Below are 21,528 nucleotides of genomic sequence, written 5' to 3'. Positions count from 1 at the left end.
GGATCGCCGCCGGCGCCTTTCGTCAGTGCTTGCAGGACTTGCCGGGGAAGGCGAGCGCGTCGTACGGTTCGGGCTGGATATCGGCGCCGGAGTCCGAGACGATCTCGAACTGGCCGTCCGCCTTCAGCTTGCCGATATAGGCCTTCTGCACCAGCGACTGGTTGCCCGCGAAGCTGACCTTGCCCATCGGGGTATCGAAAGCGCCCAGCGAAACCGCGGCCTTGCGTACCGCCTCGGGGTCGGTGCTTCCGGCCTTTTCCGCGGCCGCCTTCCAGGCGTAGACGTCGAGATAGGCGTGGACCATCGGATCGGTGATGGCGGCGTCAGCGCCGAACTTCTTCTGGTAGGCCTTGATGAACTTGCCGTTGGCATCGCCCGGCAGGCTCTGGAAGTAGTTCCAGGCCGCGAAGCTGCCCTCGACCAGCGCGGTGCCCATGGCTTTGGCTTCCTGCTCGCCGATGGAGAAGGACATGACCGGCATGGTCCTGGGGCTGAGGCCCGCCGCCTGCATCTGCTTGAAGAAGGCGACGTTGGAATCGCCGTTCAGCGTGTTGATGATGATCGCCGGTTTCGCTTGCTGGATCTTGCCGATCACGCCCGAGAAGTCCGTCCCGCCCAGCGGCACATAGCTTTCGCCGAGCACTTTCATCCCGGCTTTGTCGATGTGCTTCTTGAGGATCAGGTTCGCGGTGCGCGGGTAGACATAGTCGGACCCGACGAGGAAGTAGGACTTGTAGCCCTGCTTCGCGGCCCATTCGAGCGCGGGCAGCGCCTGCTGGTTGGGCTGCGCGCCGGAATACATGATATTGGCCGAGCATTCGTTGCCTTCGAACTGCACCGGATACCACAGCAGGTTCTTCGTGCGCTCGAACACCGGCAGCATCGCCTTGCGGCTTGCAGACGTCCAGCCGCCGAACACGGTGACGACGTGGTCGCTCTCGATCAGCTTGGAGGCCTTCTGCGCGAAAGTGGAAGGATCGGAAGCGCCGTCCTCCACCATGGGCACGATCTTCTTGCCCAGCACGCCGCCGCCTGCGTTGATCTCCTCGATCGCCAGCATTTCGGCGTTCTTCACGGTGATTTCGCTGATCGCCATGGTGCCGGTCAGCGAATGCAGCACGCCCACGGCGATACCGTCGCCCACGGCGCTTTCGCCGCCCGTCCCGGAGCCCGAGCAGGACGCCAGCGCAAGGGCGAATGTCGAAACCACCAGCGTGCCCAGCCGGGATCGGATCATGAAAATCTCCAAGTGGAAGGCCCCTTTCGCGGCGGGGCTGTGAAGAAACCGGATGCTGCCAAGGCTATGGAAACCGGCCGTCCGGTCGAATGCGTCATTTGACGTAGGCTGCTTCCCACGCCGCCGACCTAGGATCGGCTTCGCGGGTGCAGGCAAGCACCGCGCGTGAGGGACAAGGCAGACAGATGCAGGCGGCGCGTTCGTTGATTTCGAGAGCTTTGCCGAGCGGCACAGCCCTGCCAATGCCGGGGCAGGCTGTTCGCAAAGCCTGCCGCAAGGCCTTGCGCGATCCGCTGGTGCCGTTCCTCATGGCGGGAGCGGCCCTGTTCGCCGGTTATCTGGCTCTCGAATCCACCCGCCGCGAACCGATCCGCTACACGCCCGAAGCCGAAGCCGCCATGGTGGAGGACTTCCGCACGCTCACCGGCCGCCAGCCCACCGCCGAAGACCGCGCGCGGATGAAGAAGGACTTCATCACCCGCGAACTGCTGTTCCGCGACGCGCTGGACCGCAACCTGCACATGACCTCTCCCGAGGCACGCGAGGTGCTGATCGACAAGGAGCGTTTCCTGATCGCAGGCGCCCCCGCCGAGCCGCGCGAGGCCGATCTGGTGGATTTCTACGCAGAGAACCTGAACCGCTACCAGGGCGAACCGAGCACCACGTTCTCGCAGCTGTTCCTCTCGGAAAAACCGCAGGATCCCGCCGCGCTGCTGAAAACGCTCAACCTTGGCGGCACGATCCGTTCGGACGAGTTCTGGCTGGGCCGCAGCTTCCCCGGATATGGTGACAGCATGGTGCGCGGCATCTTCGGGCAAGACTTCGTCACAGCACTGAAGGCCGCGCCGCAGGACCGCTGGATCGGCCCGCTGCAAAGCGCGCGAGGGTGGCATTTCGTGCGCGTGGAAAGCCGCGAGGCCGCCCGGCGCCGCTCTTACGCCATGGTCCGCGACCAGGTGCGGCAGGACTTCATGAACGCCCAGACGTCAACCGCGATCGACGGGGCGGTGGCGCGGCTCAAGGAGAAATACGATGTCGTGGAGGACTAGGTCCGCAGCGCTGCTGCTGGGCTGCGCGGCGCTGGCGCCGCAAGCGGCCATGGCCGACATCTTCCTGTCCGGCGACTATGCCCTGACCCGCGGCGAGGAGCCGGGCGAGTACGAATTCACCGCCGCCGTTCCAGAAACCGTGGCCTCTTCCAGCCCGCTCGTCTGGCCGGACGGATGCCGCCAGACCGGGATGACCCGCCACAGCGCGGGCGGTCGGGCGCAGTTCGGCTTCACCTTGCGCTGCAACCGCCAATTCCGGCGCTCCGACACCATCCGCACCCCGTGGAAAGTGGACGGCGGCCGCTTCGTCAGCAACGTGCTGGGCGTGCAGGTGGACCGCGCCCTCAGCCCGGAAAGCGGCGCCATCGTCGTGCCGGTCGGCGAGACCGCGGCCGGACCGCGTTCGCTGGGCGCGCTGGCGGCGGAATTCCTCGATCAGGGCCTGTGGCACATCCTCATGGGGTGGGACCACCTTGCCTTCGTGCTCTGCCTCGCGCTGCTGGCGCGCGGACGGCAGCTCGTCACGCTGGTAAGCTGCTTCACGCTGGGCCACTCGATCTCGCTGGGCCTGGCCTTCTTCGACGTGATCCGCGCCCCGGTGCCGCCGGTGGAAGCGGCAATCGCGCTTTCCATCGTGTTCATGGCCCGCGAAGCGCTGGTCCTGGCGCGCGGCGGAAAGTTGTTTTCGTTTCCCCGGCAATTGACCGTGATCTCATTGTTCGGCTTGCTCCACGGCCTCGGCTTCGCGACGGCACTGGGCGAACTCGGTGTGCGCGAGGGGGAGAAGCTGGCCAGCCTCGCGTTCTTCAACCTGGGCGTGGAGATCGGGCAATTGCTGTTCGTCAGCGCGGTCCTGGCCAGCCTGGCGCTGCTGCGCACGGTTTCGCTGGCAGCCCCGGCGCGAACCGCAGCGCTTTACGGCGTGGGCGCGGTGGGCAGTTTCTGGATGTTCGAACGGGTGGCCGGCTTCGTGACGGCCTAGGCGGCGCGGACGCAGGAAAGGCCCCGTCCCGGATATCGTCCGGGACGGGGCCTTTCGTGTCTCTTTCTTACCCCTTGCCCTGCTTGCGCAGCGCAATGCCGGAAAGGCAGGCGTGGAGGATGTAGTTCGCGCTCAACCGGCTGACATATGTGGTATCGAGGATCGGCGCGGTGTCCAGCAGGTCGAAGCCGACGACATTGCTCTTCGTGCAGATCTCCCGGACCATGGGAATCGCCTCGCGCATGGAGATCCCGCCCGGCACCGGGCGGCCCGCCGCCGAGACTTCACCCGGATCGAGCACGCTCATGTCGAACGAGACGAAGACGTTCTTCGGCCCCGTGGCAAGACCCGAGACGATCTCCTGCGTCACCGCCTGCCATCCGCGCGCGGCGATCTCGGCGGTGGGCTTGATGCGCACGCCCGCCGCCTTGAGGCGCGCCTGCGTTTCCACGTCGGCATCGCGGCCGCGCATGCCGACGTGGATCACGTCGGTGCCCTTGATGACCTTGTCCTGCATCAGGCGCGAAAGCGTCTGCGTGTCGGATATGAAGTGCGGATCGTCGAGCATGGCGTCGGGATGGGCATCGAACTGGACGACCGCGACATTGCCCGCGCCGTAGCTGTCGACCATTGCCGCCACATCCGGGTACATGAGCGTGTGGTCGCCGCCGACGATGAAGGGCTTCACGCCCGCAGCCGCCATTTCCGCGATCATCGAGCGCACATGATCCATGCTGCGATCAGGGGCCATGTAGTCGATCGCAAGGTCGCCATAGTCGGCCAGCGTCAGCACCAGTCCGGGATCGACCCCGCCATCGGCATCGGCGCCGACCAGACCGTCCATCCCGCGCAGCGCGACCGGCGCATGCTTGGCATCGCGCCAGCCGGACGAAAAGTCGAGCGGCACGCCGACGAAGGCGACCTCGACCTTGCCGGCCACCAGATCTTCCTTGCGGATCGCCACCGGCGCATCCGCGAAAGTGGGCACGCCGGGCTTCTGGAACTGATAGCGCTTGAGGCTGAACGGGCCGGGCTCGCGCTGGACCTTGTCGAGGAAGGCGGGGCGAACGGTGGTGGTGGCATTCCAGCCGCGCGCCATGGGGTTGAGCGCGATTTCCGCCGGATCGACGCCGGGCTGGAACTTCGCCGCCTGCACCATGTCCATCAGCGCCTTCACATAGGCGGCGCGGTCTTCGGCCGAGCGCGGCGCCAGCGCGGTACGGAGCTTTTCAGGCGTGAGGCCGAGATGGGCGAGCGTCCTGCCGTCGGCCACGAAGGCGCGCTGGTCGGCAGGCAGCGTCGCGATCGGGTCGGCGGCCGGTGCGGCCATCTGCGCCTGTGCCTGCACCGGAGCAGGGGCGGAAAGCGCCAGAAGGCAGGTCCCCGCGAGCGCGGCGAAAAGGGTCTTGCGTGCCATGGTCAGATCTTCCTTACGAACGACCGCGCGCGTCCTGCACGGACACGGGGCTGAAATAGCCGGGCTTGAGGCCCTTGCGGCGCATGGCGATGCCGGAAAGACAGGCGTTCAGCAGGTAATTGCTGTTGAGCGCGGTCTTGTAGCTGGTGTCGAGATAGGGGGCGACTTCGACGATATCGATGCCGGCGATGTCGTTCTCGGCACAGAGGCGGCGCATGATCGGCTGCGCCTCGCGCACGGTGAGGCCGCCGGGAACGGGGGTGCCGGTGCCGGGCATGAAGGCCGGGTCCAGCACGTCGACGTCGAACGAGATCCACAGCTTCTTGGTGTTCTGGCGCGCTTCGGCGAGCGCGGCCTTCATCACCTTGTCCCAGCCGTCCCGCTCCACTTCGACCATCGTGTGATAGCGCATGCCCTTGTTGCGCATCCAGCCGAAGGTTTCGAGGTCCGGCCCCCGCGCGCGCAGGCCGACCTGGATATAGTCCTTCGCGTTGACATGGCCTTCGCTCAGCACCCGGTAGACCGGCTGGCCGTGGTCCAGCAGGTGCACGCGCCCGCGCCCGATATCGTAGTGCGAATCGAAGTGGACGACGCCGACCTTGCCCTTGCCGTAGACATCGGCGGCGGCGGCGACATTGGGATATTCAAGGCTGTGATCGCCGCCGATCACGATCGGGATGGCGCCGGTCTTCGCGATTTCCGCCACGACTTCGCGGACGTGATCGACGCTGCGCTCGGTGGAGTTCTGGTCCACGGCGATGTCGCCGTAATCGACGATGTTCAGCTCCGCATTGGGGCTGATCATCGAATACATGTCATTGCCGCCGGCGCCGCCGGTCATGCGCAGGGCGCGCGGACCGTCGATGGCATTGCGCCAGCCCGAACCCATGTCGAGCGGGGCGCCGACGATGGCAACGTCCACCTTGCCCGCCTTGAGGTCCTCCGGCGTCCAGGCGACCGGGGCATTGGCGAATGTGGCGAAGCCGCCCCCATAGCCGCCGATATAGCGCCCGAGGTCCACCGGCCCGGCTTCGCGCCTGGGATCGAGCGAGGTGGGGCGACGCAGTTTCCAGGCGTTGAACCAGGGCGAACTGGTGTCCAGCGGGATCGCCAGCTTGTCCCGCCCGGCCTTGTATTCCACTTCGGCGGAAAGTGCGTAGATCGCATCGATATAGGCGACCAGTTCCTGCGCCGGCATCGCCCGCACGCGTTCGAACAGCTTGTCCTTCTCGACATAGCGGCCGGTCATGCCGCTTTTCACGAAGTCCAGCTTTTCGGGCGCGAGGACGGAAAGCTTCTGCGCCACGTCCTCCGGCAGTTCGAGCGGCTTGGGTTTCCCCATGTCGTCCTCGGCCGGCATGACCGGCGCGGGCGTGGCCGCGTTACGCGTGGGAATGTCTGCGGTCAGCGCTCCGGCTACCGCTGCCGCGGCTGCCAGGCTCCAACCTGTGACGGCGCTGATTGACGTCATGGCCCCAATGTCTCCGGGATCACTCCCGCCCCTTCGCGACCCGCGCCGGGCTGGTGAATGAATCTGAAAAGGAATGTCGGATCGACGCCGCGAAGAAGGCAGCAAATCGGCCGCCCGCCCAATGGGGCATTTGACGTAGATGGCGGAATTCCGCGCCTCTCGGGCCGGGTACGTCAAATGACCCATTACCGCTCCGCGAAGGCACCCATAGGTTTCGGGCACATCGAAAAACAAGTCGCGTCCTCCGCAAGGACGCAGGGAACCGCGCAAGCGCCGGGTCCTCGGGTTGCAACACTTGCCAGGCTGCAAAGGCCGGCACGCTCACCGCCATCCATGTCCCGGAGAGGATGCCCGAAGCGGGAGGAAACAAAACCAACATAGGGGGTTCTGCATGTCGAACAGCGCCAAACTGAAGATCGGGCTGCTCTGCGCTACAATGATGTCCACGTCGCTGGCCGCCGCGCCGGCCCATGCCCAGTCCACCGCACCCGCCGCCGCGGAAGACACGGCGGATGACGGCGCCATCATCGTTTCGGCCACGCGCCGCAACACCACGCTTCTGGAAACGCCGATCAACATCGCGGCGATCGGCTCGGCCGAACTCGCCAGCGAGCACATCGACGACATGCGCGACCTCGGCGCCTTCACGCCGGGCATCACCATCACCGACACCGGCCCGCGCGGCGCCGGCACCGTGGTCATGCGCGGTCTTTCCGCCAGCGATTCCAGCGCGGGCGGCAACAACACGGACAACTCGATCGGCATGTACCTGGGCGACGTGCCGCTCTACACCGACTTCAAGCTGATCGACCTCAACCGCGTCGAGGTCCTGCTTGGCCCGCAAGGCACGCTTTACGGCCTCGGCACGCTGGCGGGCGCGATGCGCTACATGCCCAACCGCCCCGACCCGACGGCGTTCTCCGGCGAAGTCTACGGCCGCGCCTACGACGTCGCCCATTCGAGCGGCCTGGGCTATTCGGGCTACGGCGTGCTGAACATCCCGATCGTCCGGGATTCGATCGCCTTCCGCACCGTCACCGGCTACTACAACGACCCCGGCTTCATCGACTATCCGTTCCTGCTGAAGCAGCCGGGCGTCTCGATCCCGCAGCCGGGCAGCGCTTCCAACCCGATGGGCACGGAAGCCCAGCAGGACGCCAACTTCGCGGGCAAGAAGGACCTCAACTACGAGAAGACCTTCACCACCCGCAACCAGCTCGGCTTCGTCTCGCCGGACTTCCAGGCCTATCTCACTTACGCCTTCCAGCAGACCAAGACGGGCGGCCGCCAGGCCACCGGCGCCGGCGTGGTGGGCGAAGGCAAGTACGAGGCCCCGTGGCGCTACGAGGAACCGTCCAAGCGCCAGTCGCACCTGCTGTCGCTGGAAATGAGCGGCAACGTGGCCGATATCGCGCAGGCCGTGTTCACCTCGTCCTACACCAAGACCAAGCAGCGCCAGTCGAACGACAACACCGACCTGCTGCTCGATCTCGACTATGGCTACGAGCTGTTCCCCGCATTCTCGAGCTATTCGCCCTCGGTGGCGACCCAGTCGCAGTACACGCAGGAAGTCCGCCTCGTCTCCACGCACGGCGGCCCCTTCAGCTGGGTGCTCGGCGGGTTCTGGAACCGGCTGAAGACGACCTCGGATCGCCAGGAAATCGTTCCCGGCTACCCGGCCTGGGCCGGTATCGACCGTCCCGACGAAGTGGAATACGCCTCCTACGTCGATACCAAGACCGACGAGAAGGCGATCTACGGCGAAGGCACCTTCCACATCACCAAGGAATGGCAGGTCACCGGCGGGCTGCGCTACTTCGAGTACGCGGCCGACGTGACCGGCGGCACCGCCCTGCCGCTGGGCCAGCCCTATCCGCAGATCAACTTCCGCTCGCGCTCCGGCTCGACCGGGGACGACGGCTTCGTCTGGAAATTCAACACCTCGTACAACATCACGCCCGACATGATGGTCTATGCCACCTATTCGAAGGGCTACCGCATCGGCGGCGTCAACCGCGTGGCGCCCTGCGTGGTGCCGCTTCCGGCCGGCCAGAACCTCTGCGCCCTGCCCGACGAGCTGTTCTTCGGCCCCGACAAGGTCAAGAACGCCGAAATCGGGTTCCGCGCCCAGGTGCTCGACAACCGCCTGACCTTCAATCTCTCCGGCTTCTACATCAAGTGGCAGGGTATCCAGCTTGACGGCCAGACCGTCAACGGCGCCATCGGCATCACCACCAACGGCGGCGCAGCGGTGTCGAAGGGCGTGGACTTCTCGTTCACGGCGCGTCCCATCGCCGGCCTCAACATCCGCGGCAACTACTCCTACCTCGACGCCCACCTGACCGAGGACGTGCCCGACCTGCTTTCCGTGGCGGGCGGAGACCTCGTGAGTGTCTACGACGGCGACCGCCTGCCGGGCTCCGCCAAGAACTCGGGCGCGCTGGGCGTGACTTACGACTTCCCGATCGGCGCCAATTCGATGGTGCTGGGCTGGACGGCGACTTACACCGGCGGCATCTACACCCGCCCGGGCCTGCGCGGCGGCGGCGAGCGTCTGCCGTCCTACGTGATGCACCGCGCCAATGTGACCTACAAGACCGACGCCTACGAGATCGGCCTGTTCGCGAACAACATCTTCGACAAGTACGCGGTCACCGGCGTCAGCAACGACCTGACCCGCTACGGCCTCGTCAACGACGGGATCGTGTCGCGCTACTATGCCCGCTCGGTCGCGCAGCCGCGCGTGATCGGCATCGAGGGCCGCGTGAAGTTCTGACGATCATCCCCGATCGCCAACGCAGGAGGGCGGGGCCGCGACATGCGGTCCCGCTTTCTTCGTTTCCGGCCCGAAGCGATGAAACCATGACGCGGTGAATGGGAAAACCGGTCCGCCAGGACGGTTCAGCCTGCCTCGATCCCCAGCCCTTCGAAGAACGCCCGCACTTCGGCCATCCCGGCCTCATGCGTCTTCCACCGCCCGATCCCGTCGGCATTGAGCCGGCGGCGGACCTGCGCCGCGCTCGGCGTCGCCACGGCAGCGCGGTTCTCGTGGAAGGACAGGCACACTGCGTCCCACGGCAGGCCGCAGTGCTCCAGCAGGCGCCGCGTCTCCCGTTCCTGCCCGGCCACCAGCGCCTCATATCCCAGCGAGAGCACGCGCCCCGGATAGTGCCGCTCCCACAGCGCCATCAGCCGGTCGAACCGCGCATAATAGCGTGCCGTGTCCATGAGGTCGTAGGAATAGGCGTAATAAGGCGAGGATGCCGCGAAGAGATTGCGGACATTGCTCCACACCGTGTCCATCGGCGCCCGGCGCAGGCAGACGATCCGCGCATTCGGCAGCGCCCGCAGGATATGCCCGATATTGAGGAAATTGGCGGGCAGCTTGTCCACGAAGCGCGGCTTGCCGGCGGGGCGGTGATGGGCCGCGCGGGCGGAATAGAGCCGGCCGATTTCCGCCGGATCGGCGCGCATGGCGGCCGCGATCGTCTCGGCATCGAGAACCTTGCGCGAAGGTGTGGCGGCGGCTTGCTTGATCGCCAGCGGCATGGCCTGCAATTCCCCCGCCGAGCCGACTTCCGGGTGGGAGGAGAGGATGCGGTCCACCAGCGTCGTCCCGGTGCGCGGCATGCCGACCACGAAGATCGGCGCCGGATCGGAATGGCCGGATGCTGCCGCAGGCACATCGGCGAACGCCGCCTCAAGGGCATCGAAGATCGCCTCGTCCTGCGCAAACCGATAGCCCGTGGCGCGCTTGTGCCCGGCATTGGCGGCCGAAAGCGCGGCGAAAGCCCGTTCGGGCTCGCCGATATCCTCCAGCTCCTTGGCCAGCGCATAACGCAGGCGCAGCAGGTCTTCCGGGGCACTGGCGCGCGCCGTGGCCGCCTCCAGCCGCGCTACATGATTGTCATTGCGGGTCTGGCGCGAAAGGATCGAGAGCGCATAATGCGTGCGCGCATCGCCGGGATCGGCCTGCAGGATCGTCTCGTAGTGTCCGCGCGCTTCCTCGACCCTGCCGGTAAAGCCGCAGGCGGCCGCCAGATTGTAGCGATAATCGAGGTTGGCCGGCTCCTGCCCCGCCGCCGCCGCAAAAGGCGCCAGAGTGGCCTCGTGGTCGCCCAGCCGCGCCAGTACGCAGCCCAGCGTATCCAGCGTGCGCGCATCGCTTCCGGACGCGGCGAGCCCGGCCCGCGCCGCTGCCGCCGCCTCGCCGTCGCGGCGCAGCAGGATCAGCAGCCGCGCATATTGCGCAAGGTATTCGGGATTGGCGGGCTCGCGGCCGAGCGCCTGCTCGATCAGCGGCACGGCCCTGGCCACCTGCCCCGTCTCCGCAGCGATCAGCCCGACAAGGAAATAGCCTTCCGCCTCGGCCGGTCGCGACTGGACCTGTGCCTGCGCCGCCGCCATCGCGCCCGGCAGGTCGCCGCGAGCAAGGGCGGCCCGCGCTGCGTTCACGCGATCCCCAGGCCGAAGCCGGCCACGCGTTCGATCGCCCAGAAACAGCCCACGATCCCGGCAAAATAGAGCGCGGCCCGGCGCACCGGCTCGCTCCGGTCGAAGATCCCCGCCACCGCCATCACGCCGAGCACGGCGGAAACGAACAGCAACTGGCCCAGCTCGACGCCGGCATTGAAGAACAGCAGGCCGCTCGCCCGCTCACCCGGCGCAACGCCGAGTTCGCGCAGCACCGTGGCGAAACCGAGGCCGTGAAGCAGGCCGAACCCCGCCACCACGGCAAGCTGGCGGCGGCGCTGGGCCGGATCGATCTCGCCGCCGTTCTGCCGGGTCATGATCGCCTCGCGCGCCATGAAGGCGATGGACAGCGCGATCACCGCCTCCACCGGCGGCACCGGCACATGGATCACATCGAAGAACGCCAGCGCCAGGCTGAGCGAATGGCCGAGCGTGAAAGTCGTTACCAGCGCCAGCAGGAAACGCCCCCGTGCCAGCAGGCACAGGCAGAGCACGAAACAGAGGTGGTCCCAGCCGCCCAGGATGTGGACCACGCCCTCGACCGTATAGTAGCGCGCCACTTCGGGCAGCGGCCGCGCCTGCGGAGCGGTGTCCGCCAGCGGCAAAAGCAGCCTGTCGCCGTCCGACTGGAGCGGCATCTTCACCATCGCCCCGCCCAGCGCCGACGTGAACGTACCGCCGTCCACCCCCCACGGGGTGACGATCTGCGCTTCGGGCGGGAAGCCGCCCTGGCAGGTGAAACGAATGGCATAGCGCACCACCACCGCCTCCACGAACCGCTCGCGGTCCGTTTCCGCGCAGTCGGTCGGCAGGCCCAGCGCATCGTTGCTGGCCAGCACGTTGGGCACGCTGGCGGTCAGTTCGTAAGTGCCGGGATCGCTGCCGCGCTGGAGCGTGAACTCGCCGACGCGGAAAACGTCCGCCATGGCCGGTGCGGGCGACAGGCCGAGGGCAAGCAGGAGAACGGCAAGGAAGCGCAGCACGTCAGGACTCCACATGGACCGCGTAATCCTGCCGCAGCCGCGCGATTTCCCTGCTCACTGCCGTGCCGGTCTGGTCGGCCTGATAGTCCTGCTTCACTTGTTCGCGGGCGTCGGTGTAAGGCAGCAGCTGGTCCTTGCCCCGTGCCGTCACTTCCACGAAGTGCCACCCGCGAGAGGAACGCAGCGGCCCCGCCCACTTGCCCTCGGGCTGCTTTTCCACACGGTCCAGGAAGCTTTCCCCGAACATGCCGCGCAGCATCGAAATCCCGTATTTCGACAGATCGTGGCCCATCCAGAATTCATCGCCGGCAACGCTGCCGCCCCCGTTCAGCTTCGCCAGCACGGCGGCGGCATCGGCGGGCTTGCGTTCGAAGAAGACGTGCTTCAGCGAAACCCATGGCTCGGCGCGGTAGAGGTCCTGGTGGCCGGCGTACCAGGTCATGAGCTGGTCCTCGCTCGGTTCCGGCGGCGCACCGCTGATCATGAAGCGCACGCGGTCGATCAGGCGCTGCTTGGTGGTCTTGTCGGTCATGTGCATGCCGCGCTGCACCGCCTCGCGGAACAGCAGTTCGTTGCCGACGTAATCGTCCACCAGCTTCTGCCGCGCCCGGGCATCGGGCTGGTGCCCGGTCATCAGGCTGTAGTCGTCATCGAGGCTGCGCTGCACCGAAAGCGGCACCTCGATCGTCTCCTTGCGGCCGGCGACCGCCCAGTAGAGCGCGAAGATCGCAGCCGCCGAGATCAGGAAGACGACGAAGGGATCGCGTGGCGCCCGCTGGCGAATGGCGGCGATCATGTGACCCATTGGCTGCGAAACCCTTTACCCCCGCCCCGGAACGGAGCCGATCCTTGGGCAGGAAGCTACGCCAGCGGGGGGCCAGTGCCCCCTACGTCAAATGACGCATAGGCAGTGCGCGGGCGCGGGAATCAGGCCGGTGCCGACAGATCGACCGGCAGGCTGCGCACCCGCCGTCCGGTTGCCGCGAAGATCGCGTTGACCATGGCCGGGATTACCGGCGGCAGCGCCGGTTCGCCAAGGCCGGTGGGAGGATTGTCGGTCGTGACGAACTCCACGTTGATCTTCGGCGTCGCGTCGATGCGCTGGAAGGGATGGGCATCGAAGTTCTGCTGCTCCACCACGCCTGCGACCTGCGTGACGTTCTGCCCCGCCAGCGCCTGCCCCAGCCCCTCGATCACCGAGCCCTGCACCTGGTGCAGCGCGTTGAGGGGATTGACGATCTGGCTGCCGACATCGCCCGCCGCCCACACTTCGTGAACCGCGACCTGGCCTTCCGAAACGGAAACCTCCACCACTTCGGCGAAGTATCCGGCATGGCTGAAATAGAAGGCAAATCCCTTGCCGCGCCCTTTCGGCAGCTTCGCGCGGCCCTGCCAGTCGGCCATCGCCATCACTTTCTCGATCACGCCGCGCGCCCGCCCCGTCTGGAACACCGGCCCGCGCCCTTCGCCCGGAAGGCTGCGGGGCGCGCCGAGCAGTTCCAGCATCAGCGACGGCAGGTCCTTCCCTGCCGCTTGCGCCACTTCATCGAGAAAGGCCTGCGAAACGAAGCCGAGCGCATTCGATCCCGGCGCCCGCAACCAGCCGGTGGGCAGGTTGGTGGCCAGCAGGGTCTGTTCGAGCAGCACCGCATCCACGAGGTTTGCCGGCACCAGCGCAGCGGGCAGTTCCCCCGCGCGGGTCGGTGTGCCGTCCTTGCCGAAGCTGACCGCATGATCGCGCAATCCCACCAGCCGCCCCTGCCCGTCAAGCGCGGCGGCAAAGGCGTGCCATCCTGCCGGACGGTAGAAATCGCGCCGGAAATCGTCCTGCCGGGTATAGAGCAGCTTCACCGGCGTGCCCGGCACCCTGGCGGCGATCGCGGCGGCCTGCACCATGTAGTCGTTCATCAAGCGCCGCCCGAAGCCGCCGCCGATCCGCGTGAGGTTGATGCGCACCTTGTCCGGCGCGATCCCCAGCGCCTTGGCTACCAGCCCGCGTCCGCTTTCGGGGTTCTGGGTGGGCGCCCATATCTCGACGGCGCCGTCGCGGAACAGGGCCGTGCAGTTTTGCGGCTCCAGCGTGCCGTGCGCCAGGAATGGATATTCATAGCGCGCCGTCACGGTTTTCGCCGCTCCGGCGAACACCGCATCGATATCCCCCTTGCGCAGGACTTCGCCCGCCCCCGCCCCCTTGAGCGCTTCCGCGGCCTGAACGGCATAGCCCTGGGTGGAGAACCCCAGCTGCGCGCTGTCGTCCCACTCGGCCCTCAGGCTCTCGCGCGCCTTGTTCGCGGACCAGAAGCTCTCGGACAGGATCGCCACCCCGTCGAACAGCGATTCCGCCTGACCGTCTCCGGCGATGGTCACGACGTGGCGCACGCCGGGCAAGGCGCGCACTTCGTCGAGATTGGCGCTCTTCAGCTTGCCGCCGACCGCCGGACTGGTTTCCAGCACCGCGTGGAGCATGCCCGGTTGCCGGTGGTCGATCCCGAACAGGGGCTGTCCCGCGACGATGGCCGGTGTATCGACACCGGGAATCGGCTTGCCGATCACGCGAAAGTCCGCCGGATCCTTGAGCTTCAGCGAGGCGGGATCGGGAACGGCCAGAGCCGCGGCGATCGGGGCGAGATCGACATAGGCCACCGAACGGCCCGAGCGCCGGTCGGTGACGATGCCGCTGCCGGTTGTCAGGCCGTCTTCCGGGACATTCCATTGGCGGGCCGCCGCCGCCACCATCATGGCCCGCGCCGCCGCGCCCGCCTGCCGCATCGGCAGCCATTCGCGCGGCGTGGTGCGGCTTCCGCCCGCGCTCTGCGCGCCGAACAGCGACTGGTCCGCGTGTGTCTGCTCGACCGTGACCTGATCCCAGTCCACGTCGAATTCCTCGGCGATCATCATCGGCAGAGAGGTCTTGGCGCCCTGCCCGATCTCGGCGTTCTTCCCGCCGATCACGAAGCGATTGCCGGGCAGGATGCGAATGAAGGCGGTGAGGACCCGGGGTTCTCCGGCCGATGCCTGCGCGGCATGGGCCGGCAGCGGGATCGCAATATCCAGGAGGAGACCGCCGCCGGCCAGCAGCGAGGCGCCGACGAAGCGGCGGCGTGAGATATCTGCTGCCATCATGCCGCTGCCCCCCGGGCTTTCGCGGCGGCCTTGATACCGGCGCGGATGCGGACATAAGTCGAGCAGCGGCAGAGGTTTCCGGCCATGGCCGCGTCGATGGCGGCATCGTCCGGATCGGGCGTCTCGGTAAGCAGCGCCACGGCGCTCATGATCTGGCCCGCCTGGCAATATCCGCACTGGGGCACGTCGAGCTCGCGCCAGGCCGCTCCCACGCGGCGTCCTGCGTCAAGCGCGGCCACGCCTTCGATAGTGGTGACCGATTGCCCCTCGACCGCGCCTACCGGCGTCAGGCAGGAACGGATGGCGGCGCCTTCGAGATGGACGGTGCAGGCCCCGCAGAGCCCCGCGCCGCAGCCGAACTTGGTGCCCGGCAGGCCCATGTCCTCACGCAGGGCCCAGAGCAGCGGTTTCTCCGGATCGGTGTCGAGTTCCCTCGCTGCGCCGTTCAGCGTGAAGCGGATTGCCATGTGCCCGTTGCCCCCTCAGTCGTTCCGTATCGATATGCCCGCGCGCGACGCTACCTTACCTGTCCCGCGCCTTCGAGCTTCTTTCGCATCTCCGCGTTCTTCGCCGCGCTGCCGCCGCCCGCCGAGCGAACGGCGGCCACTTCGGCCGGGGTAAAGGGCTTGCCTCCCTTGCCCACCCAGTTGAGCGCGGCGGCGACATCGGCGTCGGGCAGGCGGCCGAAAGGCATCATGGCCCCGCGGATCGGCTTGCCATCCACCGTGATCGCGCCGGACTGGCCGTAAAGCACGGTGGAGATCAGCCACTGGCGCGCATCCTTGCTGCCGGCCATCGGCCCCACCCGCCCGGAAAGGCGCGGGAACATGCCCGGCATGCCGCTGCCGTCGGCCTTGTGGCAGGACTGGCAATTGGCCGCCCAGGCCTTCGGCGCGGCCTGCGCCCGCAGCGGGGCGGGATGCGCCGCAAGCCCCGCCAGGAGCGCCGCGCCCGTTATCCCTGCGCCTGTCATGAGCGCACCTGCGGCCACCGCCATCGACCGCATCTTGCTGGCAATCACGTCACGATACTCCCTGAAACCTGTACTTGCCGAATGTCCTCGTCCGCCGGTGCCGCGCCTTGTCCTACTGCCGCCAACAAGGCTTCCAGCTGTTCCCTGCGCTGCACGGTGCCGCGGGCAAGCAGGTGCCCGTTCGGATCGATCAGGGCTGCGGAAGGGACCGGGCCGATGTGGAAGTCCTCTCCCACGGCGGCGTCCAGAATGATGTCGTCCGCGCCGAGGCCGCTGCGTGCGATCAGCGCGGCGTAGTCCTCCCGCTGACCGTCGCCAAGCAGCAGCAGGCGTACTTCGGCGTCCGCGCACAGTTCCACCGCATCGCGCACCACCGTCTCGCAGAGCGCGGAATCCGCCTCTATGAACAGCAGCAGCAGCAGGCGCGGATCGCGGCTGAGGCCGCCGATCGTCAGCGTCTCGCCCGAGACGGCCGGGGCGCTGACGATCGGCGCCGTTTCACGCTCGCGCGCATCGCCGGCAAGGGAGATCCGGTCTACCGGGGTGAGCGACTGGCGGGTGAGCCGCAATTGCCGCCGCATCGCCAGGACGGCGACCGCGAGCAGGATGACGCCAAGCCCGAACAGGAACAGCAAAGCGACTAGCATGACCGGCCCATCCTAGGAGGGCGGAGCAAATCGCAGCATACGCCGTTTGACGTAGGGCGTTCCGCAAACCGGGCGCTACAAACGATGTCAGTGGTTTTCGCAAAGGAACGTCCTCCCGCGCTTCGCCCTCACGACGCGGGGCACCGGGCGTTCGCCATCTTTGCCGGATTTTCACTCTGACGAAACTACAAGGGAGGTTCGGACCCCGCGTCCGGACCTCCTTTTTTTGTCCGCGCCCGGCCCCTTCCCTGCCCCCCTACGTCAATCGCCCCATTGCCGCACAGCGCCCCCTCCCCGCACTTCCCAGCCCATACGAGGCCAGAAGACGGGGGTACTTAGTGAACGCGAAACGCAAGCTGCTGGCAGGGGCATGCGCTCTTGCGGCCATCCTTTCCGGCGCGGTCATCGCGCAGACCGACCGGCCGGAGATTCCCGCCGCGCTGGAAGCCAGGATCGGCGGACTGACCAAGGAAAAGCGCGAATTCCTCGTCTCGGACAAGGCCGAAGGTTTCGCCGGTTCGTTCGACAAGCTGTTCCAGCGGCTTTCCACCAAGACCCCGCAGGAAATCGACGCCTATATCGAGGCGATGATGGATTCGGTGGCAGCGGCCAAGTTCCATCCCGGCAAGGACATGGGCGAAATCGCCCTCGATACCGAGAACGAGGATTTCAACGGCTGGAAGGCCATGCGCCCCAAGGGGCTCGATCCCCGGCGCGAACCGGGGCCCTTCGAACTGAGCTACTACGCCAATGGGCGCGGTGCGGGCATGTATGCAGGCGGCATCGCCACTTTCGCGGGCGCCCCGGTGGCGATCTATCCGGACGATCTGGTCGCCGGGAAAGTGGACGTAGCCATCGTCGGCGCGCCGCTCGACATGGGCTCGGGCTATCGCGGGGCCAAGGGCGGCCCCTCTGCCATGCGCAGCCAGTACGGCGCGGGCGGGGTGGACATGTACACCATGGTCGATCCCAGCAAGGAGCTGAACATCGTCGACTACGGCGATATCGCCATCGACAACATGAGCACCGAACGCAGCGTCCAGCATGTGCGCGAACGCGTGGCGGAAATCGCCCGGACCGGCGCCATTCCCTTCATCGTGGGCGGCGACCACAGCCTGGAATATGCCGACGTAGCCGGCCTGGCCGACGTTCACGGCAAGGGCAGTTTCGGCGTGGTCCACTTCGATTCGCACTATGATGCGGGCAAGGGCGGCGTCCACTTCATCACGCATGGCGCCCCGGTCTACCGCGCGGTCAAGGAAGGCCACGTGCTGGGCCGGAACTACATCCAGGTCGGCCTGCGCGGGTCATGGCCGGGTGCGGAAGGCTTCGAATGGATGCGCGACAACGGCGTGCGCTATCACGCGATGCCGGAAGTGGAGAAAAGCGGCTGGCAGGTCGTCATGGAACGCGCGCTCAAGGAAGCGCGGGAAAGCGGCAAGAAGCTCTACGTCTCGTTCGACGTGGACGTGCTGGATCCGGCCTTCATTCCCGGCACCGGCACCCCGGTTGCGGGAGGCCTGACCATGCGGGAGGCGATCCCCATCGTGCGCCGCCTCTGCGCCGAGAACGAACTGGTGGGCTTCGAGATCGTCGAACTGGCCCCCGTGCTCGACCCGACATACCGCAGCGCGCTGAACGCCAACACCATCATGCACGCCTGCCTGACCGGCGTGGCCATGCGCAGGAAAGGCATCAGGCAAGTGGGCTACCTGTCCGACCTGACCACCGAGCATGGCCAGCCCGGTAACGGAGAACGCGCGGCAAAGGCCGGCAAGGCGGAGAAGGTCGATCCGAACTTCGGCCGCCGCAAACCGATCTGAACCGATCGCAGGAAGCCTCGTCCCGGATCGGAGACGGGACGAGGCCCGCTCCTGCAGAGATCCGCGCGATTCACGTGGGCCTCCCGCCCATACGTCAAATGCCCCATGCCCCGTTTTCCCGCCGCAAGCGTAGCTAGGCCATGGTCGCAAACCTCCTTAACCGCCCCGCAGAAGCCGCGCCGCCCGCGCGGTCGCGGTTGCAGCGGGTGGACGGCGCCGCGATGGTCCACTTCGGCCCTCGCGGCCTGCGCGACCTCAGCCAGATCGCCCCGGCGCGCCTGCTGTTTCCCGATGGCGACGCGGGCGAATTCCCGCTTGCCGTCACCGTCACCACCAGCGGCGGGCTGACGGGGGGAGACCGGCTCGCGCTGGACATCAAGGTGGACGACGATGCTGCCGCCACGGTGATCCCCCAGGCAGCGGAAAAGATCTACCGCGCCCTGCCAGACGACCCGCCGACCCGCATCGAGACACGCATCGCCCTTGGAGCGGCCAGCCGCTGCGAATGGCTGGCGCAGGAAGCCATCCTGTTCGACCGCAGCCACATGCGCCGCTCGCTGGAAGTGGACATGGCGGCAGATGCGCGCCTGCTCGCCAGCGAGATGATCGTGCTGGGCCGGGGCGCCATGGGCGAAACCTTCGAGAGCGGCCTCATCCACGATTCATGGCGCATTCGCCGGGGCGGACGCCTGATCTGGGCGGACACGCTTCACATCGGCGGTGACGTGGCCGGAACCGCCGCCCGCCCCTTCGGCTTCGGCGGTGCAAGTGCGGTTCTCACCCTGGTCTACGTCGGCCCGGACGCCGCCGATCATCTGGAGCGCGCCCGCACGCTGATCCCCGCCCCGCACGGCGGCGCAACCTGTTTCGACGGCATGCTGATCCTGCGCATGACGGCGCCGGATCCGCGCCGGGTCCGCGATATCGCGCTTCGCTGCGCGGAAATCCTGAGGTCCGCCGTGTTCGGCCTCTCGCCACGCCTTCCCTCCATCTGTTACTGCTAGGGCCAATGAACCTCACCGGTCGCGAAAAAGACAAGCTCATCATCGCCATGGCTGCCATGGTCGCCCGCAGGCGGCTTGAGCGGGGCGTGAAGCTCAACCATCCCGAGGCCATCGCCCTCATTTCCGACCATGTGGTGGAAGGCGCGCGGGACGGGCGGCCGGTGGCGGAACTCATGGCCAGCGGCGCCCATGTCCTCACCCGCGACCAGGTGATGGACGGCATTGCCGAGATGATCCACGACATCCAGGTCGAGGCGACCTTCCCTGACGGCACCAAGCTCGTCACCGTGCACAGGCCGATCCGATGATCCCGGGCGAAATCATCCCGGCCGAGGGCGAAATCGTGCTGAACGAGGGGCGCGAGGCGATCGCCCTGTCCGTGGCCAATACCGGCGACCGGCCGATCCAGGTCGGCAGCCATTATCACTTCGCCGAGACCAATCCCGCGCTATCCTTCGATCGCGAGGCGGCGCGCGGATATCGGCTCGACATCGCCTCGGGCACGGCGGTCCGCTTCGAACCGGGCCAGACGCGCGAGGTCCAGCTTGTTCCCTATGCCGGCGCGCGCCGCGTGTTCGGCTTCCGCGCCGCCGTGATGGGAGACCTCTGATGCCGGTGACGATGAACCGCCGCGCCTATGCCGGGATGTTCGGCCCCACCGTGGGAGACCGCGTGCGGCTGGGCGATTCCTCGCTGCTGATCCGCATCGAGGAAGACCGCACCGTCTACGGCGAGGAAGTGAAGTTCGGCGGCGGCAAGGTGATCCGCGACGGCATGGGCCAGTCGCAGATGACCCGGGCCGAAGGTGCGCCCGATACCGTCATCACCAATGCGGTGATCCTGGATCACTGGGGGATCATCAAGGCCGACGTCGCCCTGCGCGACGGGCGGATCAGCGCCATCGGCAAGGCGGGCAACCCCGACGTGCAGCCGGGCGTGGACATTCCCATCGGCCCCGGCACCGAGATCATCGCCGGCGAAGGGCGCATCCTCACCGCCGGGGGGATCGACGCGCATATCCACTTCATCTGCCCGCAGCAGGTGGAAGAGGCGCTGAATTCCGGGATCACCACGATGCTGGGCGGCGGCACCGGCCCGGCGCACGGCACGCTCGCCACCACCTGCACGCCGGGTGCGTGGCACATCGGCCGCATGATGCAGGCGCTGGAATCGCTGCCGATGAACTTCGGCCTGTTCGGCAAGGGCAATGCCTCCACCCCCGCCGCGCTGGAGGAGATGGTCCGCGCGGGCGTATGCGGGCTCAAGCTGCACGAGGACTGGGGCACCACGCCCGCCACGATCGACTGCTGCCTCAAGGTGGCGGACGAGTACGACGTGCAGGTCACGCTCCATTCCGATACCCTGAACGAAGGCGGCTTCGTGGAAAGCACGATCGCCGCCTTCGCGGGCCGCACCATCCACGCCTTCCACACCGAAGGCGCGGGCGGCGGCCATGCGCCGGACATCATCCGCGTGGCAGGCCTGCCCAACGTGCTGCCCTCCTCCACCAACCCGACCCGGCCCTACACCGTCAACACCATCGAGGAGCACCTCGACATGCTGATGGTGTGCCACCACCTCGATCCCCGCATCGCCGAGGACGTGGCCTTCGCCGACAGCCGCATCCGCAAGGAAACCATCGCGGCGGAAGATATCCTTCACGATCTGGGCGCCTTCTCGATGATGTCGTCCGACAGCCAGGCGATGGGCCGCGTGGGCGAAACGGTGATCCGCTGCTGGCAGACCGCCGACAAGATGAAGCAGCAGCGCGGCAGCCTTGGCCCGGACGATGCCGATTCCGACAATTTCCGCGCGAAACGCTACATCGCCAAGTACACCATCAACCCGGCCATCGCCCACGGGATCAGCCATGTCGTCGGCTCGATCGCGCCCGGCAAGCTGGCCGATCTGGTGCTGTGGTCGCCAGCCTTCTTCGCGGTGAAACCGGACATGGTCATCAAGGGCGGCGCCATCGCCGCCGCGCCGATGGGCGATGCCAATGCCAGCATTCCCACGCCCCAGCCGGTCCATTACCGGCCGATGTTCGGCGCGCTGGGCGCGGCGGGGGTGGCCTCCTCGCTCCACTTCGTCTCGGCGGCGGGGATAGAGGGCGGCGTGGCGGAGCGCCTGCAGCTCCAGCGCCCGCTGGAAGCCGTGCGCAACACGCGCGGGGGCATTTCCAAGGCATCCATGGTGCTCAACGACGCGATGCCGCATATCGAGGTCGACCCCGAAACTTACGAGGTCCGTGCCGACGGCGAACTGCTCACCTGCGAACCGGCGAAAGTGCTGCCGTTTGCCCAGCGCTATTTCCTGTTCTGATGGGCCTCCCCTCTCGTCATCGCG

Annotated in this window: 18 protein-coding genes; 8 read left to right on the top strand and 10 right to left on the bottom strand. The window is 67.3% G+C overall.

Features of this window, described 5'->3' with window-relative positions; genetic code table 11:
- Positions 1–22: 22 nt before the first annotated feature.
- Entirely contained in the window at positions 23–1,237 is a 1,215-nt protein-coding gene (gene urtA, locus ACLIMP_RS17385) for an urea ABC transporter substrate-binding protein (protein WP_054434507.1), read from the bottom strand.
- 242 nt (positions 1,238–1,479) lie between these two features.
- Here urtA and ACLIMP_RS17380 point away from each other — a divergent pair, with 242 nt between their 5' ends.
- Positions 1,480–2,286, top strand: a complete 807-nt coding sequence (locus ACLIMP_RS17380) for a peptidyl-prolyl cis-trans isomerase (RefSeq protein ID WP_443478663.1) — start codon at positions 1,480–1,482, stop codon at positions 2,284–2,286.
- The gene (locus ACLIMP_RS17375; RefSeq protein WP_443478662.1) at positions 2,270–3,268 is read left to right on the top strand and encodes a HupE/UreJ family protein; all 999 of its coding nucleotides are present in this window, start codon (positions 2,270–2,272) and stop codon (positions 3,266–3,268) included. Before ACLIMP_RS17380 ends, ACLIMP_RS17375 begins: the two co-directional genes overlap by 17 nt.
- A 67-nt stretch (positions 3,269–3,335) precedes the next feature.
- Here ACLIMP_RS17375 and ACLIMP_RS17370 read toward each other — a convergent pair whose 3' ends face one another.
- A complete protein-coding gene (locus ACLIMP_RS17370; protein WP_443478661.1) occupies positions 3,336–4,685 on the bottom strand; it encodes an agmatinase family protein in 1,350 nt (449 codons plus the stop codon).
- 13 nt (positions 4,686–4,698) lie between these two features.
- Entirely contained in the window at positions 4,699–6,156 is a 1,458-nt protein-coding gene (locus ACLIMP_RS17365) for an agmatinase family protein (protein ID WP_185999063.1), read from the bottom strand.
- 391 nt (positions 6,157–6,547) lie between these two features.
- Between ACLIMP_RS17365 and ACLIMP_RS17360 the strand changes: the two genes are divergently transcribed.
- Complete coding sequence (locus tag ACLIMP_RS17360) at positions 6,548–8,932, top strand: TonB-dependent receptor (RefSeq protein WP_443478660.1); 2,385 nt, start codon at positions 6,548–6,550, stop codon at positions 8,930–8,932.
- A 125-nt stretch (positions 8,933–9,057) separates the two neighbouring features.
- On the opposite strand, the gene ACLIMP_RS17355 is transcribed toward ACLIMP_RS17360, so the two are convergent.
- From ACLIMP_RS17355 to ACLIMP_RS17325, 7 genes are all read right to left on the bottom strand, one after another.
- Positions 9,058–10,563 carry a sulfotransferase family protein gene (locus ACLIMP_RS17355; protein WP_443478898.1) on the bottom strand — a complete coding sequence of 502 codons (1,506 nt, stop codon included), beginning with the start codon at positions 10,561–10,563 and terminating at the stop codon, positions 9,058–9,060.
- A 44-nt stretch (positions 10,564–10,607) separates the two neighbouring features.
- Entirely contained in the window at positions 10,608–11,627 is a 1,020-nt protein-coding gene (locus ACLIMP_RS17350; RefSeq protein ID WP_443478659.1) for a HupE/UreJ family protein, read from the bottom strand.
- A complete protein-coding gene (locus ACLIMP_RS17345; protein ID WP_443478658.1) occupies positions 11,614–12,417 on the bottom strand; it encodes a peptidyl-prolyl cis-trans isomerase in 804 nt (267 codons plus the stop codon). Before ACLIMP_RS17345 ends, ACLIMP_RS17350 begins: the two co-directional genes overlap by 14 nt.
- A 122-nt stretch (positions 12,418–12,539) precedes the next feature.
- On the bottom strand, positions 12,540–14,735 hold the full coding sequence (locus ACLIMP_RS17340; protein WP_443478657.1) for a xanthine dehydrogenase family protein molybdopterin-binding subunit: 2,196 nt from the start codon (positions 14,733–14,735) through the stop codon (positions 12,540–12,542).
- A complete protein-coding gene (locus tag ACLIMP_RS17335; RefSeq protein WP_443478656.1) occupies positions 14,732–15,202 on the bottom strand; it encodes a (2Fe-2S)-binding protein in 471 nt (156 codons plus the stop codon). Before ACLIMP_RS17335 ends, ACLIMP_RS17340 begins: the two co-directional genes overlap by 4 nt.
- Positions 15,203–15,252: 50 nt before the next feature.
- Entirely contained in the window at positions 15,253–15,756 is a 504-nt protein-coding gene (locus ACLIMP_RS17330) for a c-type cytochrome (protein WP_443478655.1), read from the bottom strand.
- Positions 15,753–16,355 (bottom strand): thioredoxin domain-containing protein, encoded by a 603-nt coding sequence (locus ACLIMP_RS17325; protein ID WP_443478654.1) that lies wholly within the window; start codon positions 16,353–16,355, stop codon positions 15,753–15,755. Before ACLIMP_RS17325 ends, ACLIMP_RS17330 begins: the two co-directional genes overlap by 4 nt.
- Before the next feature lie 338 nt (positions 16,356–16,693).
- On the opposite strand from ACLIMP_RS17325, the gene ACLIMP_RS17320 reads away from it, so the two are divergent.
- The 5 genes from ACLIMP_RS17320 (at position 16,694) to ureC (ending at position 21,504) form a co-directional block, all read left to right on the top strand.
- Positions 16,694–18,178 (top strand): agmatinase family protein, encoded by a 1,485-nt coding sequence (locus ACLIMP_RS17320; RefSeq protein ID WP_443478653.1) that lies wholly within the window; start codon positions 16,694–16,696, stop codon positions 18,176–18,178.
- Positions 18,179–18,318: 140 nt separating this feature from the next.
- Positions 18,319–19,182: an urease accessory protein UreD gene (locus ACLIMP_RS17315; protein ID WP_443478652.1), complete on the top strand. Its 864-nt coding sequence runs from the start codon at positions 18,319–18,321 to the stop codon at positions 19,180–19,182.
- Between the two features lie 5 nt (positions 19,183–19,187).
- Complete coding sequence (locus ACLIMP_RS17310) at positions 19,188–19,490, top strand: urease subunit gamma (RefSeq protein WP_054438565.1); 303 nt, start codon at positions 19,188–19,190, stop codon at positions 19,488–19,490.
- Positions 19,487–19,792, top strand: a complete 306-nt coding sequence (locus ACLIMP_RS17305) for an urease subunit beta (RefSeq protein WP_185999070.1) — start codon at positions 19,487–19,489, stop codon at positions 19,790–19,792. The genes ACLIMP_RS17310 and ACLIMP_RS17305 overlap by 4 nt, the downstream gene beginning before the upstream one ends.
- A complete protein-coding gene (ureC, locus tag ACLIMP_RS17300) occupies positions 19,792–21,504 on the top strand; it encodes an urease subunit alpha (protein ID WP_132469654.1) in 1,713 nt (570 codons plus the stop codon). Before ACLIMP_RS17305 ends, ureC begins: the two co-directional genes overlap by 1 nt.
- Positions 21,505–21,528 lie beyond the last annotated feature (24 nt).

This window comes from Novosphingobium aeonii, assembly GCF_052279045.1.
In the GTDB taxonomy this organism is placed as follows: Bacteria; Pseudomonadota; Alphaproteobacteria; order Sphingomonadales; family Sphingomonadaceae; genus Novosphingobium.
Note: the sequence above shows the minus strand (reverse complement) of the source record. Positions and strands in the feature narration are given on the sequence as shown.